Genomic DNA, 21077 nt, shown 5'->3' with positions numbered 1-21077 from the left:
TTAAAAATGTCGAATAACAAGCGAGGAATTTTTTATGGTTAAGAAAACTGATCTTCGAGTGAAACGAACACACAAAATGATTATCGAGGCATTTATTCGCTTGGTCGAAGAAAAAGGATACGATAACGTCACCGTACAAGACATTGCCGATGAAGCAATGATCAATCGTGCTACCTTTTATGCTCATTTTAAAGACAAACAAGATCTCTACGAACAAATTTTTGAAATGGCGATCAATGCCTTTACTTCCGTTTTGGATTTAGAACAACTTGTTCATGGCAATCGAATCAAAGTGAAACAAATCATTGCTGCATTAACAAATATTTACAAAAATATCCAAGAAAAAAAAACTTTCTTTTTGACCATCATGGATGGTTCGTCTAACGAACTTTTGCGTAAAAAACTAGAAGAGCTTTTATACAATAAATACGCAAATATCTTCAATCGGTTAAAAATCACCGAAAATGAACTGGAGGTCCCTATTGATTTTATTATCGAATACATGACTTCGATCTTCATTGGGACGCTGCACTGGTGGATTACTAGTGACACAAACATGTCAGCCGAACAACTGGCTGCTTTAGTCGTGAAATTAGTTGGAAATGGTCACCTGACTGTTTTAGGGATTGAAGTCGAAAGATAACAAAAAACTGCCAATTCGCTTTTTTTAGCGTTTGGCAGTTTTTTGTTATTATTAGCGGTTTTTTGCTAACCATTTTTTGGTGTGCTTGGTTGGACGTTTCGTCTTGATTTGGACTGCTTTTTTTGCATTTTTTGGAAGTCCAACTTCTACATCATATTTTCCAGATTTAACCAAATCATATAATTTTTCAGCAGTTTCATCGACTTTTTCTTTCCACTTCATTCTCTTCATCCTTTCTGTTTGAGTACCTAATTTAACTCTAGCTTAATTCTTTAAATACTTCAAGAATCAAGCCACTGTAGGTCAAAAAAAAACGAGATAACAGCAACTGTCATCTCGTGAACGTCTATCTAAGAACTGGGGTAGCTGGATTCGAACCAACGCATGAGGGAGTCAAAGTCCCTTGCCTTACCGCTTGGCTATACCCCAATAAAAAAATGGAGGAGAGTGGATTCGAACCACTGAACCCTAAGGAACGGATTTACAGTCCGTCGCGTTTAGCCACTTCGCTACTCCTCCGAAAGGTCTGTATCAACCTGACTTAGTTATAATACCTAATTTCACAGATTTTTGCAACCCTTTATTGAAAACTTTTTTGATATTTTTTTAGTCTTGTAAATTCCAATGACGGATTACCGTTTCTATCGCGTTTTCAAGACTTTTTTCTTTTCCAAAGTCCTCTTCACCAAAAAATATTTCAAATTCTTTTGGTCCATATGCTAAAATTTCACCAATATTTTTTTTGCCAATAAATAACTGAGTGACCTCATAATTTTTGCCATTAATTACTTTTTGGATTTCTTCTACTCGTACTTCAATATCTTTATTCTTTTTTGACATTATTCTCACCTCCCACCTATTTTATCATACTCTCTACAATAAAATATACCCTGTTTACTTAACAGGGTATATAATCTGATTCTCTTCAAACTCTTAAGCCTCTCTTTGACTTACTGCATAATAATTTGCAGCAGCACCAACTAAATTCGCATCATTACGATAGTCACATAATAAGATTTCTGGAACAAAATCATGTAAATCTAGCTTGTCCATTAATTTTTCGATACGCTGATTCAATTCGTCAATCAAGCCCTCTTTTGCAGAGATCCCACCACCAAGTACGATCACTTCTGGATCAAATGAAAATTGGATACTGAAAAGTCCTTTTGCTAAGTAATCATAAAATTTTTCAACTTCTTCTTGAGCGATCACATCGCCTGACTCTGCCATTTCAAAGACTTCTTTTCCAGAGTAGGTCATCTTATCTAGACCAAGACGCTCACAATACCGCCAAGCCATCTGCACAGCCGTTCCCAAAAGACTGAATGTTTGATCACCATCTAAAAACATCATCCCAAACTCTCCGCCATAAAGATGCGCACCTTTGTTCATTTGTCCCTTCGTGAACATCGCGCCACCAATCCCTGTTCCAATAACGACAAACGCGACATCTTGGTAATCTCGCGCTGCGCCTTCATAAAATTCTGCCATTCCAGCACAATTCGCATCATTTTCGATAGTAATTGGTAACCCAAACAATTCTTCTAATTCTTTGAAAATATTAAATCCATGAATATAAGGAATTGCACTAATCCCTTCAATGATTTGGCGTTCGCTGTTAACTACACCGGGAGCGCTGATCCCTATGCCTTCAATCGCGTTTGTTTCAACAAAAGTTTGGTATGTTTCGCTTAGTTTTTGTTTCATTTCTTCCCAAGTAGCAGGTGTTGGAAATTGATTGGTTGCTTCTAATTGACGACCATTCCAATAACCATATTTTACTGCTGAACCACCAAAATCAAATACAAGAATTCCCATAACTATTTTCGCTCCTTTTTGCTTCCTAAAAATATTGTAAAACAATCCCTTGGTTTTTGAAAGCCTTTTCCGAAATGACCAGCTAAATCTAGCGAAATGTTTGGATACTTTTGGCTAATGTCACTTGATCTCTTAATAAAATACCCTCTTCATAAATAGGCTCTGCATAGTTTTTGATAAAATAATCCTTTTCTCGAGAAATTTCACTAAACCCCTTTTTTTGATACAAATGTAAAGCCGCGGAAGTAATACTACCCGTGCGAATGATTACTTGCGTTTGATTTTCTGTTTCTTCCACAATTTGTTGGAATGCGGCTTCCAATAATAAACCACCGATTCCTCTCCCTTGACTTTGGGGAGCTACCGCAACATTCATGATTTCAAATTCATCTTTTGTGGCGACAAAAATCAAGACGCCCAGTGTTTCTCCATTTTCTTTCCAAACAATCCCTTCGCCTTGTTCAAGGTAAGCAAGCACTTTTTCTTTTTCAGGATCAGCATCTAGTAGTAACGCCCATGGAAGTTCATTTGCCTTTAATTTTTCAATCATCGGTAATAGTTCTCCTTTCATTGATAAAAAAAGTAAATTTTTACCTCTTACTTTCGTCCATCATAATCTGGCTGCTCCTTGTCAACTGTATTCCTCGTTAATTTGAATTTTTTTGGCACATAATCAATGCCGCCTCTTACAAATGGATGACAACGTAAAATTCGTGCCGTTCCCATCAGCGTTCCTTTCACAGCACCATGCACTTGAATCGCACAAATCATATAATTTGAGCATGTCGGATAATAACGGCAACTCGGTGGAAATGCGGGTGAAATGAATCGTTGATAACCTCTTACTAAATAAATCAAGAATTTTTTCATTTTCTCTGCCTCACTAATCAGTCTATGTAAAAAGGAGTTGCGACAAAAGTTTGCCACAACCCCTTAAATCTCAGTTAAAAAAGTCTCGAATATGGAGCCATAAATCAAGTTGGAAAACTCGAAACGGGTTTCCACCACCGATTACGCCGTAACCAATCATTGTACCGGCAATAAAAAGAAGAAAAAGCAAGATGATCACAATTAGTATCTTCATCAAACTGACTAAAATATAACGATGGTTACTCATTCAAACACGTCCTTAAGCGATAGTTTGTGCAGTTTTTTCTGTTGGTGTTTGATCCATTTCAACACGTTCAATATTTGCACCAAGTTGTTGTAATTTCAAATGGAAATTGTAATAGCCACGATCTAAATATTTCAAATTACGAACACGTGTCACACCATTTGCTTTTAATCCAGCTAAAATCAACGCAGCAGCAGCACGTAAATCCGTAGCATATACTTCTGCACCTTGTAATTCATGTGCGCCTTCAATCATTGCAACATTTCCATCAATCTTAACATGTGCATTCATACGACGCATTTCTTCCAAATGTTGGAAACGATTTTCAAAGACTGTTTCAGTTACGACGCTTGTACCTTCAGCGACCATTTGAATAGCAGTCATTTGTGCTTGCATATCTGTTGGAAAACCAGGATGAGGCATTGTTTTCACGTCCGTTGGGAGTACATGTTTTGGTCCAACTACACGAACGCCACCTTCTTCATCAGTGATTGTCGCACCCATTTCTGTTAATTTAGAGATCAAAGGACGGTTGTGTTCAGAAATTGCATCAGCAATTAAAACATTTCCTTCAGTCATTGCTGCAGCAACCATGAATGTTCCTGCTTCAATACGATCTTGCACGATTGAATGTGTCACTGCGTGTAAATGCTCAACACCTTCAATACGCATTGTTTCTGTACCAGCGCCATAGATATTTGCGCCCATTTTATTTAAGATATTTGCCAAGTCAACAATTTCGGGTTCACGAGCAACGTTTTCGATAATCGTTGTACCTTTTGCTTTCACAGCAGCCATCATAATATTTTGTGTTGCACCTACACTTGGAAAGTCTAGATAAATTGTATTACCAATCAATTCATCAGCGATTGCTTCGATATAACCATTTTTTTGGATAATCTTCGCACCTAACGCTTGAAATCCTTTTAAATGCAAATCAATCGGGCGTTTGCCAATGGCACAGCCCCCAGGCATTGCTACTTTTGCATGGCCATTTCTAGCTAACAATGGACCCATAACAACGATTGATGCGCGCATTTGACTAACATACTCATAAGGTGCTTCGATTTCTAATTGTCGTGATGCATTAAGTGTCACTTGATTTTGCTCTTCATCAAAGTCAACGTCTACATTCAAATGACGAATCACTTGATTCATTGTAAATACATCTGAAAGAATTGGAACGTTGGTTAATGTTGTTGTTCCTTCTTCCGCTAATAAACTAGCAGCTAAAATTGGCAGTACAGCATTTTTAGCTCCTTCAATCTTGACAGTTCCAGTTAATTGATTGCCACCTTGTACGATGATCTCTTCCATGTTGTTCCCCCCAAAAAAATTCCAATGAGCATACTCTTACTCAAAATCTTTTTCATTATAGCATTTCTTCTTTTAAAATAGTACCTTTTTTTGAAATTAGATACTAACAAAAAGATTTCGACATAACGCCATGATTTCTAGAAAAAAATTGCTAGCAGTGTATCCTAAAAAAATTGAAAAAAAGACAATTACCATTCTGATTTGCGTAGTGTTTTGCATATATCTAAAAAACGTTTCCGTACGCAAAGAACGCAAAGACCAAAAAGCTAAATAAATAAACGCTAAATGACTCACAATTCGAATAATCGCGTCAATTCCATAGACTTGCATCATAACGTCCTTTCTTGCATCTGTTTACTGTAAACTCAATAAAACGATAATACCATAAATTTTCTAAAAGGAAAAATAACTGTGCTTTTTTACATAAAACAAATACAATAAAAAAAAACTGTGCCAAAATCAATAAGTGACTTTGGCACAGTTTTTATCAAAAAATAAGTTCATTTGAATCTACGTATGCTTAGAAACATTGATCCGATTGATTGCTCGGTGTAATGCAACTGTCGCACGTTTCAATTCATTCGTATCTTCTTTTTGTTTTGCTTCTTCGATTTGACGTTCTGCTCGTTGTTTTGCTCTTTCAGCACGAGAAACGTCAATATCGCGCTCACGTTCCGCAGTATCTGCGACGATGGAAACTAGATTATCACGAACTTCCATGATTCCTCCGTTAACGGCAATCCAGTCAACGTGCGTATCAGAGTCCGTTCTCTTGATGCGAACTTCATCAATGGCTAAAGGAACGATAATTGGAGCATGTTTCGGTAAAATCCCCAATTCTCCAGCAGTTGTACGTGCAACGACAATTGCTGCATGGTGATCATAGACCAAGCCGTCAGGTGTTACCACATTAACTGTTAAAAATTGATCCATGGGGCACCCCTTTCTAGTAGCCTAGTTTTTTCGCTTTTTCAACGACATCTTCAATTCGACCTACGCTTCGGAAAGCTTCTTCAGGAAGATCATCATATTTACCTTCTAAGATTTCACGGAAACCTTTAACTGTTTCTTCAACAGGAACATAAGATCCTGGAAGACCAGTAAATTGTTCTGCAACGTTAAAGTTTTGTGATAAGAAGAATTGAATTCGACGTGCACGAGAAACTAAAACTTTTTCTTGGTCAGATAATTCATCCATTCCTAAGATTGCAATAATGTCTTGCAATTCACGGTAACGTTGTAAAACGTGTTGGACTTCAGTAGCCACTTTATAATGTTCTTCACCAACGATTTCAGGTGCAAGTGCACTTGAAGATGATGCCAATGGATCCACCGCTGGATAAATCCCTTGTTCAGTTAATTTACGTTCCAAGTTGGTTGTTGCATCTAAGTGAGCAAATGTTGTAGCTGGCGCAGGGTCAGTATAGTCATCCGCTGGTACATAGATAGCTTGGATAGAAGTAATTGAACCTTTTTTCGTTGAAGTAATACGTTCTTGTAATTGACCCATTTCTGTTGCTAAAGTTGGTTGGTAACCAACGGCAGAAGGCATACGACCAAGTAAGGCAGATACCTCTGAACCAGCTTGTGTGAAACGGAAAATGTTATCAATAAACAATAGTACGTCTTGACCTTCAACATCGCGGAAGTATTCAGCAATTGTTAAACCAGTCAAGGCAACACGCATACGTGCACCGGGTGGCTCATTCATTTGTCCAAACACCATCGCTGTTTTTTCAATAACGCCAGAATCTTTCATTTCATAGTAAAGGTCATTCCCTTCACGTGTACGTTCACCAACACCGGTAAACACTGAAATACCACCATGTTCTTGCGCGATATTGTGGATCAATTCTTGGATCAATACGGTTTTACCTACACCGGCACCACCGAATAAACCAACTTTCCCACCTTTAAGGTAAGGAGCTAGTAAGTCAATAACTTTGATCCCTGTTTCTAAAATTTCAGTACTTGTGCTTAATTCATCAAAATTAGGTGCTTTTTTATGAATTTCGCTTCTTTCAGCATCTTCTGGGAAAGGTTTTTCTAAATCAATAGTATCCCCTAATACGTTGAATACACGACCTAATGTTTCTTTACCAACTGGAACAGAGATTGCTTTGCCTGTATCGACAACTTCCATCCCTCTTTGTAAACCATCAGTTGATTCCATTGCGATCGTACGGATCACACCGTCCCCTAGTTCTAGGGTTGCTTCAAGAACAACTTTTGATTTTTTTTCATCTTTTTTATAAACAACTAATGCGTTGTTGATATCTGGTAAGGATTGGTCTAAAGAAAATTCCACGTCGACAACGGGACCGATTACTTGAACAATCTTGCCTGAACTCATCTTTTTTCCTCCAATCTCAATACTATTCTAGTGCCGAAGCTCCGGCAACAATTTCGGTAATTTCTTGGGTAATAGCCCCTTGTCTTGCACGGTTATAAGAAACCGTCAAGTCGTCAATAATGTTTGCGGCATTATCAGTTGCTGTTTTCATTGCAGTCATGCCTGCTGCGTGTTCGGCAGTTTTAGCATCTACAATTGCACCATAAATCAAACTTTCAGCATATTGAGGCAATAATTGAGCTAGGATTTCTTCTTTTGAAGGTTCAAAAATGTATTCTTGCTCAAAACTTGTTGCTTCTTCTGGATCTAAATCTGAGATTGGTAACATCTTTTCTACACGAAATTGACTAGTTAATGAATTTATATGATGGTTGTAGCATACATATAATTCGTCAAAGACTTCATTTTGATACATTGTTGTTGCCATGTTCACGATTTTTCTCACTTCATCAAAACTTGGTTGGTCAGATAAGTTACGCAATTCATAGGCAAGGTCAATGCCACGAGCTTTGAAAAAGTCCGCACCTGTCCCCCCAATTGCAATCATCACATACTCATCGGTTGATTGGTGATCTTCTTCCAAAATCGACATCGTCTGTTTCAAAATTGAACTATTATAACCACCAACTAAACCACCGTCAGCTGTGATCACAATATAGCCTGTCTTTTTAACAGGGCGACTAATCAACATTGAATTATAGTTGATATCATTATTTGTGTTTGAAGAAGCAATATCACTTAATTGAGTCGCTGTTAAATGCGTAACGATCTCTCTTACTTTGTTCGCATAAACCTGAAACTTCTTAGAAGAAGATTCCGATTTCGTTAGCTTCGAAGCAGAAACCATTTGCATGGCACGCGTAATTTGACTTGTTTTTTTCGTTGAAGCAATACGTGTCTTAATTTCATTTAGTGAAGCACCCATTCATCTCACCTCACTATGCATTTTGAATGGATTTCAATTTGTCTTCTGTCGAGGATGTACTACCTTTAGAAGCTAAGAAAATGTCTTTGTATTCTTTGATTACACTGTTCAACGCTTCTTCTTCTGGAAGATCTTGTGTTGTACGGATAATTTCAAAGATATTTGGATGATTTGTATCCAAGTATTCAAATAATTCACTTTCAAAGTCAAGAATGCTATCCACAGGAATACTGTCTAAGAAACCATGAGTCAACGCATATAAAATGATGACTTGTTTTTCTACAGCAAGTGGTGCATGTAATTTTTGTTTCAAGATTTCTACAGTACGACGACCGCGATTTAATTTGGCTTGTGTTGCTGCATCTAAGTCTGAACCAAATTGCGTAAATGCTTCAAGTTCTCGATAACTTGCTAAGTCAAGACGTAGCGTTCCGGCAACTTTTTTCATTGCTTTGATTTGTGCAGAACCACCAACACGGGATACAGATAACCCAGCATCAACGGCCGGACGTGTTCCTGCGTAGAATAAATCACTTTCCAAGAAAATTTGTCCATCAGTGATTGAAATAACGTTTGTTGGAATATATGCAGAAATATCCCCTGCTTGTGTTTCAACAAATGGTAAGGCAGTCATTGAACCGCCACCTAATTCATCACTTAATTTTGCTGCACGTTCTAGCAAACGTGAATGTAAGTAGAAAACATCCCCTGGATATGCTTCACGACCTGGTGGACGGCGTAATAGTAAGGAAAGTTCACGATAAGCAACAGCTTGTTTTGATAAATCATCAAAGATAATCAAAACATGTTTGCCATTATACATGAATTCCTCACCCATCGCTGTACCAGCATAAGGTGCGATATAAAGCAATGGTGCTGGTTGGGAAGCACCCGCATTGACTACGATTGTATAGTCCATAGCGCCATATTTTTTCAATGTTTCAACTTGTGTACGGACAGTTGAATCTTTTTGTCCAATCGCAACGTAGATACAAATCATATCTTGACCTTTTTGGTTGATAATTGTATCGATTGCAATGGATGTTTTACCTGTTTTACGGTCACCGATGACTAATTCACGTTGTCCACGACCAATTGGGACCAAAGCATCAATTGCTTTTAGACCTGTTTGCATTGGTTCATTAACTGATTTACGTTGCATAACACCTGGTGCCATTGCTTCTACAGGACGAGCTTTATCAGTAACGATTTCTCCTAGTCCATCGATAGGTTGACCTAAAGGATTTACGACACGTCCGATCAAAGAATCTCCAACTGGAACTTCCATGATTTTGCCTGTACGTTTTACTTTATCTCCTTCACGAATGGATTCGAAATCACCAAGGATAATAATCCCTACATCATTTGATTCTAAGTTTTGCGCCATTCCGTATGAGCCGTTTGAAAATTCAAGCAACTCACCACTCATTGCATTTTCTAATCCATGCGCACGAGCGATTCCGTCACCGACGTATGTGACAGTACCAATTTCTTCAACTGAAAGCACGCTTTGATAATGTTCAATTTGTTCTTTAATCAAGGCACTAATTTCTTCTGCTTTGATGGCCATTCGATTCACCTACCTCTTTGTACTATCTATTTAATTGATTACGCATTGTTTCCAATTGCGTTCGAATGCTACCGTCGATCACTCGATGGTCGGCTTCAACAATTGCGCCACCAAGAATAGAAGAATCAACGATTGTTTCTAATTCAACTGTTTGATAGTTCATTGTTTTTGCTACATTCTGTTCTAATTTTTCTAACTGTTCACCAGATAAAGGAACGGCAGTCTTAACTGTTCCACGTAATAACCCATTACTTTCATTATAACGATGTTCATATTCGTCAATCATGAATAATAGATCATCCATCCGATTGTAATTGTAGACCACTTCTAAAAAGTTTTTAACAATACCGTCATACCCACCAATTAACTTATCCATGATAAGTCGTTTTTCATGTGGTTCTAAACGAGCATCACTGAGCACTCCCCCTAATTCAGGGACTTTTTCATAAATTTTACGTAAGCTCAATAGTTCTTGATAGATTTCTTCGCTATTGTTTGAATCGATCGCCAGTTCAAACAAAGCTTTTCCGTAGCGTCTACCCACAGTATATTTATCTAGTTTCATTTGAAGAACCTAGACCTTCAATATATTGGTTGATTAATGATTCATGCATTTCTGGAGATAATTCTTTATTCAAGATTTTTTCCGCAATTTGAAGTGAAAGATCAGCAACATCATCTTTAACAGAGTTCAATGCATTGTCACGTTCTAATGTGATGTCTGCTTTAGCTTTGTTTTTTAGACGAACAACTTCATCTTGTGTATCCTTCAAAATATTTTGGCGGCTAAGTTCTCCACTTTCTTTCGCATTTTTAATAATTTCAGCTGCGTCAGAACGAGAAGCTAACAATTGTTGTTCGCGTTCTTGTTCCATTTTTGCTGATTTGATGCGAGATTGTTCTGCAGAATCTAAATCATTGGCGATCTTATCTTCACGTTTCTTCAAAATTTCACTAATTGGTCCCCAAGCAAAATGCTTTAAAAGAGCAAGTAGGATCAAAAATGAGCCGCTGACAACGATGATATTACCTAACATCGGATTGCCAACTTCTGCAATTGCCAATTGATTCAGCATAAGCTAGCCTTCCTTTCTTTGAGGTTTCTCTAGTTTCCATGTAAAAAAGCAGGAACAAACCAAGTTGTTTCTGCCAGTTTACTTACATTTATTAAACGGCAAAAACTAGAATTAAGGCGATAACCACACCAAGAATAGGAACAGCTTCAACTAGGGCTACCCCAATAAACATTGTTGTACGTAATTGACCAGACATTTCAGGTTGGCGAGCCATTGATTCGATAGTTTTTGAGATTACTTGACCGTTACCATAACCGGCACCGATTGCTGCCCCCATGATTGCGATTGCTGCTGCGATATAATTCATAATATTTTTTCCTCCTAAAGTAAATAAATAGTAGTTTTCTAAAACAAATATTACTCTTCTACTTCAATCTTATGGCTCATATAAACCATTGATAAAGTGACAAAGACAAATGCTTGGATGCTTCCGATAAACAATGAAAATGCAATCCAGACCATCTCTAATGGAATTGCTAATGGTAGTGACAGCCAGCCTAGGCTTGTCATCATTTTTGCAATCAAGGTTAGCAAAACTTCCCCCGCGTAAATATTCCCATAAAGACGTAAAGCAAGTGTTAATAAATTTGTAAATTCTTCAATGATCTTCATTGGTAACATGAAACTATAAGGCTTCAAGAATGAATTTACAAAATAGCCTTTCAATCCAAATCGTTTTACCCCAAACAAATGAGTAAGTAAAATCATCATAAATGCCAATGTTAATGTCACAAATGGATCAGCTGTTGGACTTTTCCAAAGTGTCGTTTCATTTGGTAGGACGATTTTTGTCATTAGACCGATATTATTTGCAATAAAAACAAATAAGAATAAGGTAAATGCTAGTAAATGGAAATTACTTAGTTCTTTTCTAGGCAAGTTATCTGTGACGATTCCTCGACTGAAATCTATTACCCATTCAATCGCATTTTGTTTTCCAGTTGGTTTCATCTTTAAGTTACGCGTAAAGAAGTACACTAGAAAGAAAACGATTAGACAAGTCAATAACACCATCATACAAACAGTACCATCAAACCACACAGGTCCAATGTGGAACGTTAGCGAGCGTTCATCCAATTCATTTCACCTCTTTTCTCTTTTCCCTGAAATTCACATGAAATAACTTTCAAGTGCGCATTTGGTTTTTCTGAAAAAATCTGATCATAACCAATCGGTATCATACCACCATGAAACAGAAAATACAAAACATTTTCATGAAAATTAGACACTTTTTCGTTTCAGTCTAATTTGATGAAGTTTTCATTTAAATTATAGTGGCGATTTTCTAGGAAAACCTTTAGTAATCGTGCTTTATCAGATTAAATGCTACCAAATTTTATCATTAAGTAAAAGTAAAAGCACCGAATATGCGAAAAAGGATATTGAAATTATCTGGAGAAATTTTTCAATGTTCGATCAATTTGACGATCGACATCTTTTCGTTTCAAGTCTTCCCGTTTGTCATACGATTTCTTTCCCTTGGCTAAACCAATCAACACTTTTGCATACCCATTCTTGATATACACTTTCAAAGGGACGATCGTTACCCCTGCATTTTTTGTTTCACCGATTAGTCGGGCAATTTGCTTTTTGTGCAAGAGTAACTTACGTGTCCGTAACGGATCATGATTAAAAATATTCCCCTGTTCATACGGACTAATGTGAACATTATATAGGAAGGCCTCGCCATTTCGAACACGCACGAATCCATCTTTTAGATTGATTCGGCTGTTCCGAATCGATTTGATTTCGGTGCCTTGTAAAACCATGCCTGCTTCCATCGTGTCAATAATCGAGTAGTCATGGCGAGCCTTTTTATTTTGTGCAATTAGTTTTCCCTCGCCTTTTGGCATTCTAGTTCCCCCAAACTATTTTATTTTTTCTTTTTCTTGATTCCTTTATAAAAAGGTTTTTTACCACCTTTTCCTTTTTTCTTAGTCGGTTGGAAGTCATTTTTCTTCCCACCATTTTTTTTATTTCGTTGATTTGCTTTGCGTCCACGATTTTGATTTTGATTACCTGCTCTACCTTTTTGTTTAGTTTTTGGCCGTTCAAGTTGTGCGACTTCTTCTGCTGAAACTAGTTCAAAGTCTACTGCTCGTTCATCTGGACTTGCTTTGACCACTTTCACTCGGACTTTTTGTCCAATTTTGAAAGTTAGTCCTGTCCGTTCACCCACCAACGCTAAATGATTTTCAATAAAGTGAAAATAATCCTGTTTCAAATCATTGATATGGATCAGACCTTCAATCGTATTAGGCAGTTCAATAAATAAACCAAATTTTACCACTGAACTAATGATGCCATCGAACTCTTCTCCAACTTTATCCATCATGTATTCTGCTTTCTTCATTGCATCAACTTCACGTTCTGCCTCAACTGCTCGGCGTTCCATTTTTGAACTGTGTTCAGCGATGTCTGGCAATTCAGCAGACCAGATTGCTTGTTTTTCTTCACTACGATCCTCACTATAAGAACGAATTAAACGGTGAACGATTAAGTCCGGATAACGGCGAATTGGTGAGGTAAAGTGTGTATAATACTCAGCTGCTAAGCCATAATGACCATAGTTTTCTTCTGAATAACGCGCTTGTTGCATACTTCTCAATAGCATCGTATTGATTACTGCAGATTCAGGCTTTTCTTCTACGTCTTCGATTACTTTTTGCAAATCTTTCGGTGTAATTGTTCCTTTTGTTCCTTTAACTAAGATTCCTAGTGCTGAAGCAAAGTCAAAGAAACGTTGCATTTTTTCTTCTTTAGGTTGTTCATGAATTCGATAGATGAAGGGTAAATGAAGATCATGATAATGTTGTGCCACTGTTTCGTTAGCTGCAAGCATAAATGATTCAATCAATCGTTCTCCTACACCACGTGTCCGCAATAAAATATCTAAAGGATGTCCTTCTGGGTTCACTAATACCTTGGCTTCGCGATCTTCAAAAGAAATCGCCCCACGACGGATTCTCATCTTTTCCAATATTTCATGTAATTCTTTCATCGCCCGAAACATCGGCACTAGTTGTTCATAGCGTTTCATTGTTTCTGGGTCTTCGTCTTCTAAAATTTCATTTACAGCAGTATAAGTCATTCGTTCGGTTGTTTGAATAACACTTTGAAAAATCTCATGACTCACAACAGTTCCATTTGGATCAATTTCCATCTCACAACTCATCGTCAATCTTGGCACGTGTGGATTTAAGGAACAGATTCCGTTTGACAATCGTTGTGGAATCATAGGAATCACACGATCAGTCAAATAGACACTTGTTCCACGATCATAAGCTTCACGATCCAATTGGCTTCCTTGTGTTACATAATACGAAACGTCTGCAATATGAACCCCTAAGAAGTAATTGCCATTTGCTAGTTTGCGAACAGTTACTGCATCATCTAAGTCCTTCGCGTCTTCGCCATCAATCGTTACTATTAGTTGGTCTCGCAGATCACGTCGTCCAACCAAATCTTTTTCATTGATATGATCAGGGACTTTATCTGCTTCTTCTAATACATCATCAGGAAATTTCGTTGGAATCCCATTTGCTACAACGATCGATAAAATATCCATACCGGGATCGTTTTTATGACCAATTACTTGTTTGACAATTCCTTCTAAGCTAGTAGCATAACCATTTTCTGGATAATGGGTCAATTCTACGATCACGATACTTCCATCTACTGGACGAATACCTTCTGCGGCTGCATATACTTTAAATCTCGTTAATTTTTTATCTTTGGGAATCACCACGCCATAAAGATCAGTTTCTGCTTCTTCCTCAGGTGAATAAGCAACGAATTCACCCACTAGTTGCGTTGTTCCACGCTCTCGAATCTCAACGATCTTTCCTTCTGCGCCTCGATCGAGCGCCGTATCTGCCGTTTTAATAATATCGATTGCCACGATGTCCCCGTCCATTGCATAACCAGTAGCTTCCTTTGGAATATAGATATCATCTTCTTCTGGATCGATTGTTACAAATCCAAAACCACGTTCATTTCCACGAAATGTTCCTTCAATCAGTAATGGTTGTAATGGCAATTTCACTTTACCTTTTTTGTTAAAAACGATACTTTGCTCTCTTTCCATTTGAGCAATTGTTTGGACTAATAGTTTAAAGTCTTCACTTTTTTGAAATCCCAATCCTTCTGCAATTTCTTCCATTGAAAAGCTCTTTTTACGGCTACTTTCCATAAAAAAAATAATTTTTTCTTTAATTGTTTCTTTTGTCATTTAGTTTCCTCATTCCAGGGTAATTTCTCTAAAAATTCTAGGACATCTTGTTCTAGCTCACGTCTAGCGTTTCCAACCGTAATCACATGCTTGCTTTTCGGATACCATTGAAGAGTCACTCGCTGTTTGTGCAAACGGCGAGCCGTTTCATAAACACCCATAGGATCAATCATTTCATCTTGACCTGCTTGAGCTAGAAAGATTGGTGCTTGAATTTTTGACAGCTTTTCATTTGCATAAGCTGCTTGTTCTTGTATATTTGCTAATTGTTCCTTAACTAAGGGACGATAGATTTCAAGTTGTTGCTGAATTTCTTTTTCTGATTTTCCTGCTGCATTCAACACTTGTTGTGCATAAATGAGAAAGTTTTCTGGTACATTCGTTTTTACTGGTGAAATTGGTGAACAGAAAAAGCCACCGCCAATCACATTTTCTTCTTCAAGTAATCTTGTCGCAAAAATACCACCCATAGACAAGCCAAAAACAGCAACTTCGGTAAACCCTTTAGCTTTTAAAAATTCAAGTGCTGCTTTTGCATCCTCCCACCAAGTATTAGCATCTTGATGCAAAATATCTTCTGGGTTCAATGTCCCATGGCCTGAAAACATCGGAGCATAAACAGTATAATTTGCTTTTTCCAAAAAACGACAAAGCATTCGGACATCATTTGAACTACCTGAATATGCGTGCAAAAGTAAGACCGCTGGCTTTCCATGCTCCGCATAAAATGGTTTTGGTAAACTTCCTTTCAATTCTATCACCTCTCGTTCTTCATTTTACCATAGTTACTCTCAGAAACTTCTTGTTTTCACCTACTCGACCAATAAAAAAAACCCTCGCAAATCGGCGAGAGGTTTCTCTTGATTAGTTTGAAGATAAAAACGCTAGGACAAACAATAAGATCATCCAAACGGCTCCTAGCGCAGCAGTTGTTCGTTGCATCACAGCTTCAAAGCCACGTGCCTTTTGCTTTCCAAACAACTGATCCGCTCCACCAGTAAATGCGCTCGCCGCACTATTTTGTTTACTTGGCTGCATCATAATTGCAATGATCATGACGATCGATAAGGCAATCACGATTCCTAAAATTAAATTATACATATGCGTCAGCTCCTCCTTCTTTGAAAAATATCATCTCTTTAACTTTACCATAGAATAAAAATAAATTCAAAAAAAGGTTGTAAAGGAAAGTTCTAACGACAAACAACACTCTTCAACAGTAAGAGGAAACTAATCAAAATTATTTTGAGGTGTTACTTTGGACATATCGAGAGTACAGTTTTCGCTAACATATTTACATTCAATCAACGTCATCTTTCTACTCTGAACACCAGATAAAAATCAAGTCTCGTCAATCTATCTATAAAAAAAGAGTGACGTCAAAAACGTCACTCTTTTTTTATTTCTATTTATTTACGTAATACATCTCCATATTCCGGTTTTGTATCAAATTCTTTTTTAGCAAACGGGCATAGCGGAATAATTTTTTTTCCTTCACGACGAGCTAGTTCAACACCACTATTCACTAACTTTTCTGCCAATTTTTGTCCACGATAAGCAGGTTCGACAAACGTGTGATCAATGATCATAATATCTGGTCCAGCATCCGACCAAGTCATTTCTCCAATTTCTTGTTGTTCATCATTGTATAAAGCAAAGCGATTTTTTTCTTCTTTGATTTCCATTTTACACTTCATCCTTTCGAATAAACTTCAACGCACCACTTGGACATGTTTGAATAATGTTGCTACTTTCATCAGCACTTGCACTATCTGGCATGATCCACGGTCTACGGCCAACTTCAAAAACGGCTGCATTTCCGCGAACACAATTTCCACTGTGGATACAAATCTCTTTGTTATAAAAAATATCTATCTTTTCACCCGAATATTTTCGATAACCTGCTTCAAATAATTCTTCTTCGGTTGAAAAATGTTCCTTGTTCACCTGTTGCCCCATCATACCACCCCTAAAAATAACTCGTGTTTTTATATAATTTATTCTACCAATCTCTCTTCGAAGCAGCAACTATTTATCCTCGCAGACGAGAATAAACAAATAAAGCAGTTTTATAAATCAGGCACAACTTACTCAATCAAGCCTACGACCTGAAACCCAATATAAATTGCTTAGATGAAACATTGCAAATTTTTTCTTCTATATTAATTATCGCAAATCGTCTGATCCGAAAAAGCAAAATGCTTTATTAACCTACTAAAATACGTTCGTTGATAAAAGAAAACACAACTGTCCAATAAGTCTTTGGTTCATTCAATACTGGTGCTAAATGTTCCGCATTTGGAACCAACAATAATTCTTTTTCCCCCGCTGTTGCATTTTGCACCGTATATGCTGCTTCAACTGGTACAAAATAATCATGTTCCCCATGGATAATTAACAATGGTAAATGATTACTACCTAGTTGTCGCGTAGCGGATGCCTGTTTTAAAGAATATCCAGCATATTTTTGAGCGTAAGAATTTGCGTACCGCATAATCAACCACTTTGGAAATGAAGTTAGCTTGCTTAACATATAACGAAATTCTGCATAAACAGAAACATATCCACTATCCAAGACGAAACCTTTCACAGAAGAAGGTAACTTCTCGCCACTAGCCATCATGATCGTCGATGCCCCCATCGAACCCCCATGCAAAACGATTGAAGCCTCCGGATATTCTTTCATCAGCTGTTTGATCCAAGCAATCAAATCCAGACGATCTAACCAGCCCATCCCGATGATTTCTCCTTCACTTTCACCATGTGCACGTAAATCTGGAATCAAAACATTAAATCCTTGTTCCGCATATTTTTTCCCAATAAAAGACATGTCTCGTTTCCCCGTACTTCGGTAATCATGGATACAAATCACCCAATTTTTTTGTCTCCGATCTGTGATAAACCATTTTCCTACAAGTTTTAATCCATCATAGCTTTTGATTGTTTCAATCACACCTGTTTGCCAAAAACTCTCTGCTGATTCTTCTAGTTGTTGTCGTTTTGCTTCAACAGCTTCAGTCGCTGCAGGATCCATTAAGAGATGTCCAGTTGTTTCATACCAATTATGACCTCGCTGTACACCAACCTTGATCAACTTTTTTGCATAAGAATAAGAAATAACATTAAAAATAATAGCAAAAATCGCAATTACTAAAACAATATACAACATAATGATCAATTCAACACCTCCACTACTCAGTTATCATTAATTTGCACCATGAGATCGATTAATCAAAGCTGATTTTTGCTTTTAAAAAAAATTCAAGTAAACTCTATTTTTATTGTACCATTCTAATAAAAAAACTGTGGAATTTTTAAAGACTTAACTTAAAAAAATAGAGAAATAAAAGCAATAATTGCCAATCCACCTTGTGTAACAATAATTTTTTTGTCACTTGTTATGCTTCCATATAAAGCCACTAAAATAATATATAGTAACAAGATCTTCGCGAGCTCAATACCGACAGAGGAGACATATGTCGCATAAAGTAAACCTACGCCGATCAATCCATTATAAATTCCTTGATTCTTGAATAAAACAGTTACTGACGGACGTGCTAATTCTTCTTTTGACAAATGAAATACTCGTCCAGTGGTTGCTGAGGTGGTTGCAAACGTCTCTAAATACATAATATAAAAAAACTCGATTGCTACTAACGTGATGATTATCGTTGAAAAAAGATGCATATTGTTTCTCTCCTTTGATACTTATTGATGCTATTTATCATATAAAAATTCGATCGGCTTGTAAAACAATTAACTGTACAGTATTTTATGAACAAAAAAAGACGTGAGGCAAGCCTCACGTCTCAAAATAGTTAATTCGTAAAAATTATTTATTTTTTAAGTTGTAGAAAGATTTCAAACCTTTGTATTCAGCAACTTCACCAAGTTGGTCTTCGATACGTAATAATTGATTGTATTTAGCAATACGGTCAGTACGTGAAAGAGAACCAGTTTTGATTTGGCCAGCGTTAGTTGCAACTGCGATATCAGAGATTGTTGAATCTTCTGTTTCACCAGAACGGTGAGATACAACTGCAGTGTAACCAGCTTCTTTAGCCATTTCAATAGCTTCGAAAGTTTCTGTTAAAGTACCAATTTGGTTAACTTTGATAAGGATTGAGTTAGCAATTCCTTTTTCGATACCTTCAGCTAATTTTTGAGTGTTTGTTACGAACAAGTCGTCACCAACTAATTGAACTTTGTCGCCTAATACGTCAGTTAATTTCTTGAATCCGTCCCAGTCGTTTTCGTCTAGGCCATCTTCGATTGAGATGATTGGATATTTAGAAACTAATTCTTCGTAGAATTTGATCATTTCGTCAGTTGTTTTTTCGCCTTCGCCTGAGTCAGCTAAAACGTAAACACCTTTTTCTTTGTCGTAGAATTCTGAAGAAGCAGCATCCATAGCAAGAACAACGTCTTTACCAGGTACATAGCCAGCTTTTTCGATTGCTTCGATGATAACTTCGAAACCTTCTTCGTTTGAACCAAGGTTAGGAGCAAATCCACCTTCGTCACCAACAGAAGTTGCTAATCCGCGACCTTTTAAAATTGCAGCTAAAGCGTGGAATACTTCAGCACCCATACGTAGTGCTTCTTTAAATGTTGGAGCACCTACAGGCATAATCATGAATTCTTGGAAGTCGATTGAGTTATCAGCATGTGATCCACCATTGATGATGTTCATCATTGGAGTTGGTAATACTTTTGTATTAAATCCGCCTAGGTAGTGGTATAAAGGTACTTCTAGGTAGTCAGCAGCCGCACGAGCAACAGCAATAGATACACCTAAAATAGCGTTCGCACCTAATTTACCTTTGTTAGGAGTTCCGTCTAAAGCGATCATAGCTTTATCGATAGCCATTTGGTCACGTACATCGTAGCCAATGATTGCTTCAGCAATGATGTTGTTTACGTTATCAACAGCTTTAGTAACACCTTTACCACCGTAACGAGCTTTGTCACCATCACGTAATTCAACTGCTTCGTATTCACCAGTTGAAGCACCTGAAGGAACCATTCCACGGCCAAAAGCTCCGCTTTCTGTGTATACTTCTACTTCGATTGTTGGGTTACCGCGTGAGTCTAAGATCTCGCGAGCGTAAACATCAGTAATAATTGACATGTTTTGTCTCTCCTTTGAGTTTGTTTTTATCCTAAGGGATTTCCCTCATATACGATTTTAGTTAATTTTGTGACTAAGTGCAAACATTTATTGCTTTTTTTCACAAATTTTCAAAAATTATTTTACAGCGTCTAATAAAGATAAGAATGAGTCAGCTTCTAAGCTAGCTCCTCCAACTAAAGCTCCATCAACGTTTTCTTTAGCCATGTATTCCGCAATGTTTTCTGGTTTAACAGAACCGCCGTATTGGATACGTACAGCATCAGAAACTTCTTTGCCATATAATTTTTCAACTGTTTGACGAACAACGCCACAAATTTCATCAGCGATTTGTGCATCAGCAGATTTACCAGTACCGATTGCCCAGATTGGTTCATAAGCAATTACCATATTGCTTACTTGTCCGTCTGTTAAGTCTTTAAGACCTTCAGTGATTTGGCCTTCGATCCATTCAGCAGTTTTTCCTGCTTCATATGTTTCTAAAGTTTCACCACAACATAAGATAGGTGTCATACCATTTGCAAAAATTGCTTTTGCTTTTTTGTTGATATCTTCGTCAGTCTCATGGAAATATTCACGACGTTCTGAATGTCCAATGATAACATATTGAACACCAAGATCTGCTAATGCAGCTGGTGAAGTTTCACCAGTGAAAGCGCCTGAGTTTTCCCAGAAACAGTTTTGTGCAGAAATTTTTAGTTCAGTACCTTCAGCAGAAGCCATTAATTCTTGTAAGAATAATGCAGGTGATCCGATAACAGAGTCAACTACTTCATTTGAAGGGATTTTGTTTTTTACTGCTTCAGCAAATGCTTTTGCTTCTGATGCAGTTTTGTTCATTTTCCAGTTACCAGCGATGATTGGTTTACGCATGATGAACACACACTCCTTTTTCTTTT

At 37.3% G+C, this 21077-nt stretch carries 27 protein-coding genes and 2 tRNA genes; 1 reads left to right on the top strand and 28 read right to left on the bottom strand.

The genetic code is table 11. The features are described 5' to 3' along the window. Positions 1-34 precede the first annotated feature (34 nt). Complete coding sequence (locus AC4BC3_RS03145) at positions 35-643, top strand: TetR/AcrR family transcriptional regulator (protein WP_490466947.1); 609 nt, start codon at positions 35-37, stop codon at positions 641-643. Positions 644-694: 51 nt separating this feature from the next. On the opposite strand, the gene AC4BC3_RS03140 is transcribed toward AC4BC3_RS03145, so the two are convergent. The 28 genes from AC4BC3_RS03140 to tpiA form a co-directional block, all read right to left on the bottom strand. Beyond that, entirely contained in the window at positions 695-865 is a 171-nt protein-coding gene (locus AC4BC3_RS03140) for a hypothetical protein (protein ID WP_490466946.1), read from the bottom strand. 135 nt (positions 866-1000) lie between these two features. Next, positions 1001-1072 (bottom strand) — tRNA-Gln (locus AC4BC3_RS03135). 9 nt (positions 1073-1081) lie between these two features. Further along, positions 1082-1162, bottom strand: a tRNA-Tyr gene (locus tag AC4BC3_RS03130). A gap of 87 nt (positions 1163-1249) precedes the next feature. Continuing rightward, complete coding sequence (locus AC4BC3_RS03125) at positions 1250-1483, bottom strand: DUF2969 domain-containing protein (RefSeq protein ID WP_067483785.1); 234 nt, start codon at positions 1481-1483, stop codon at positions 1250-1252. A gap of 93 nt (positions 1484-1576) precedes the next feature. Next, positions 1577-2461 carry an ROK family protein gene (locus tag AC4BC3_RS03120; protein ID WP_490466945.1) on the bottom strand — a complete coding sequence of 295 codons (885 nt, stop codon included), beginning with the start codon at positions 2459-2461 and terminating at the stop codon, positions 1577-1579. An 88-nt stretch (positions 2462-2549) separates the two neighbouring features. Next, a complete protein-coding gene (locus AC4BC3_RS03115; protein WP_490466944.1) occupies positions 2550-3011 on the bottom strand; it encodes a GNAT family N-acetyltransferase in 462 nt (153 codons plus the stop codon). A 47-nt stretch (positions 3012-3058) separates the two neighbouring features. Beyond that, positions 3059-3331: a membrane protein insertion efficiency factor YidD gene (yidD, locus tag AC4BC3_RS03110; RefSeq protein ID WP_206907160.1), complete on the bottom strand. Its 273-nt coding sequence runs from the start codon at positions 3329-3331 to the stop codon at positions 3059-3061. A 70-nt stretch (positions 3332-3401) separates the two neighbouring features. Further along, a complete protein-coding gene (locus tag AC4BC3_RS03105) occupies positions 3402-3578 on the bottom strand; it encodes a DNA-directed RNA polymerase subunit beta (protein ID WP_067483778.1) in 177 nt (58 codons plus the stop codon). Positions 3579-3590: 12 nt separating this feature from the next. Continuing rightward, positions 3591-4892, bottom strand: a complete 1302-nt coding sequence (gene murA / locus AC4BC3_RS03100; RefSeq protein ID WP_206907159.1) for a UDP-N-acetylglucosamine 1-carboxyvinyltransferase — start codon at positions 4890-4892, stop codon at positions 3591-3593. 96 nt (positions 4893-4988) lie between these two features. Continuing rightward, on the bottom strand, positions 4989-5222 hold the full coding sequence (locus AC4BC3_RS03095) for a DUF1146 family protein (protein ID WP_206907157.1): 234 nt from the start codon (positions 5220-5222) through the stop codon (positions 4989-4991). 180 nt (positions 5223-5402) lie between these two features. Further along, positions 5403-5825, bottom strand: a complete 423-nt coding sequence (locus AC4BC3_RS03090; RefSeq protein ID WP_067483772.1) for a F0F1 ATP synthase subunit epsilon — start codon at positions 5823-5825, stop codon at positions 5403-5405. A 13-nt stretch (positions 5826-5838) separates the two neighbouring features. Next, positions 5839-7245 carry a F0F1 ATP synthase subunit beta gene (gene atpD, locus AC4BC3_RS03085; protein WP_067483770.1) on the bottom strand — a complete coding sequence of 469 codons (1407 nt, stop codon included), beginning with the start codon at positions 7243-7245 and terminating at the stop codon, positions 5839-5841. A gap of 22 nt (positions 7246-7267) precedes the next feature. Next, positions 7268-8170 (bottom strand): F0F1 ATP synthase subunit gamma, encoded by a 903-nt coding sequence (locus AC4BC3_RS03080; RefSeq protein WP_490466943.1) that lies wholly within the window; start codon positions 8168-8170, stop codon positions 7268-7270. A 13-nt stretch (positions 8171-8183) separates the two neighbouring features. Beyond that, a complete protein-coding gene (gene atpA / locus AC4BC3_RS03075) occupies positions 8184-9740 on the bottom strand; it encodes a F0F1 ATP synthase subunit alpha (RefSeq protein WP_206907154.1) in 1557 nt (518 codons plus the stop codon). A gap of 22 nt (positions 9741-9762) precedes the next feature. Then, positions 9763-10305, bottom strand: a complete 543-nt coding sequence (gene atpH, locus AC4BC3_RS03070) for an ATP synthase F1 subunit delta (protein WP_490466942.1) — start codon at positions 10303-10305, stop codon at positions 9763-9765. Then, a complete protein-coding gene (atpF, locus tag AC4BC3_RS03065) occupies positions 10292-10816 on the bottom strand; it encodes a F0F1 ATP synthase subunit B (RefSeq protein ID WP_206898418.1) in 525 nt (174 codons plus the stop codon). The genes atpH and atpF overlap by 14 nt, the downstream gene beginning before the upstream one ends. Before the next feature lie 91 nt (positions 10817-10907). Beyond that, on the bottom strand, positions 10908-11123 hold the full coding sequence (atpE, locus tag AC4BC3_RS03060) for an ATP synthase F0 subunit C (protein ID WP_010718599.1): 216 nt from the start codon (positions 11121-11123) through the stop codon (positions 10908-10910). A 50-nt stretch (positions 11124-11173) separates the two neighbouring features. Further along, positions 11174-11893, bottom strand: a complete 720-nt coding sequence (atpB, locus tag AC4BC3_RS03055; protein WP_206898417.1) for a F0F1 ATP synthase subunit A — start codon at positions 11891-11893, stop codon at positions 11174-11176. A gap of 311 nt (positions 11894-12204) precedes the next feature. Next, on the bottom strand, positions 12205-12669 hold the full coding sequence (gene smpB / locus AC4BC3_RS03050) for an SsrA-binding protein SmpB (RefSeq protein ID WP_206907150.1): 465 nt from the start codon (positions 12667-12669) through the stop codon (positions 12205-12207). Positions 12670-12689: 20 nt separating this feature from the next. Beyond that, the gene (gene rnr / locus AC4BC3_RS03045) at positions 12690-15047 is read right to left on the bottom strand and encodes a ribonuclease R (protein ID WP_490466941.1); all 2358 of its coding nucleotides are present in this window, start codon (positions 15045-15047) and stop codon (positions 12690-12692) included. Further along, positions 15044-15799, bottom strand: coding sequence for an alpha/beta hydrolase (locus AC4BC3_RS03040; protein ID WP_206907207.1), 756 nt, complete (start codon positions 15797-15799; stop codon positions 15044-15046). The genes rnr and AC4BC3_RS03040 overlap by 4 nt, the downstream gene beginning before the upstream one ends. 112 nt (positions 15800-15911) lie before the next feature. Next, entirely contained in the window at positions 15912-16148 is a 237-nt protein-coding gene (secG, locus tag AC4BC3_RS03035) for a preprotein translocase subunit SecG (protein WP_206907141.1), read from the bottom strand. A gap of 308 nt (positions 16149-16456) precedes the next feature. Continuing rightward, complete coding sequence (locus AC4BC3_RS03030) at positions 16457-16732, bottom strand: GNAT family N-acetyltransferase (RefSeq protein ID WP_206907139.1); 276 nt, start codon at positions 16730-16732, stop codon at positions 16457-16459. A 1-nt stretch (position 16733) separates the two neighbouring features. Further along, positions 16734-17009, bottom strand: a complete 276-nt coding sequence (locus AC4BC3_RS03025) for a (4Fe-4S)-binding protein (protein ID WP_490466940.1) — start codon at positions 17007-17009, stop codon at positions 16734-16736. A gap of 244 nt (positions 17010-17253) precedes the next feature. Beyond that, positions 17254-18216 carry an alpha/beta hydrolase gene (locus AC4BC3_RS03020; protein WP_242589826.1) on the bottom strand — a complete coding sequence of 321 codons (963 nt, stop codon included), beginning with the start codon at positions 18214-18216 and terminating at the stop codon, positions 17254-17256. A 158-nt stretch (positions 18217-18374) separates the two neighbouring features. Beyond that, positions 18375-18734, bottom strand: a complete 360-nt coding sequence (locus AC4BC3_RS03015; RefSeq protein ID WP_206907138.1) for a DUF1304 domain-containing protein — start codon at positions 18732-18734, stop codon at positions 18375-18377. A 145-nt stretch (positions 18735-18879) separates the two neighbouring features. After that, positions 18880-20178: a phosphopyruvate hydratase gene (eno, locus tag AC4BC3_RS03010; RefSeq protein ID WP_067483744.1), complete on the bottom strand. Its 1299-nt coding sequence runs from the start codon at positions 20176-20178 to the stop codon at positions 18880-18882. A gap of 117 nt (positions 20179-20295) precedes the next feature. Then, the gene (tpiA, locus tag AC4BC3_RS03005; RefSeq protein WP_206907136.1) at positions 20296-21051 is read right to left on the bottom strand and encodes a triose-phosphate isomerase; all 756 of its coding nucleotides are present in this window, start codon (positions 21049-21051) and stop codon (positions 20296-20298) included. Positions 21052-21077 lie beyond the last annotated feature (26 nt).

It is taken from the genome of Enterococcus sp. AAFC-DPL-6103 (assembly GCF_058216595.1).
This window is presented reverse-complemented; position numbering and strand designations above follow the sequence as displayed.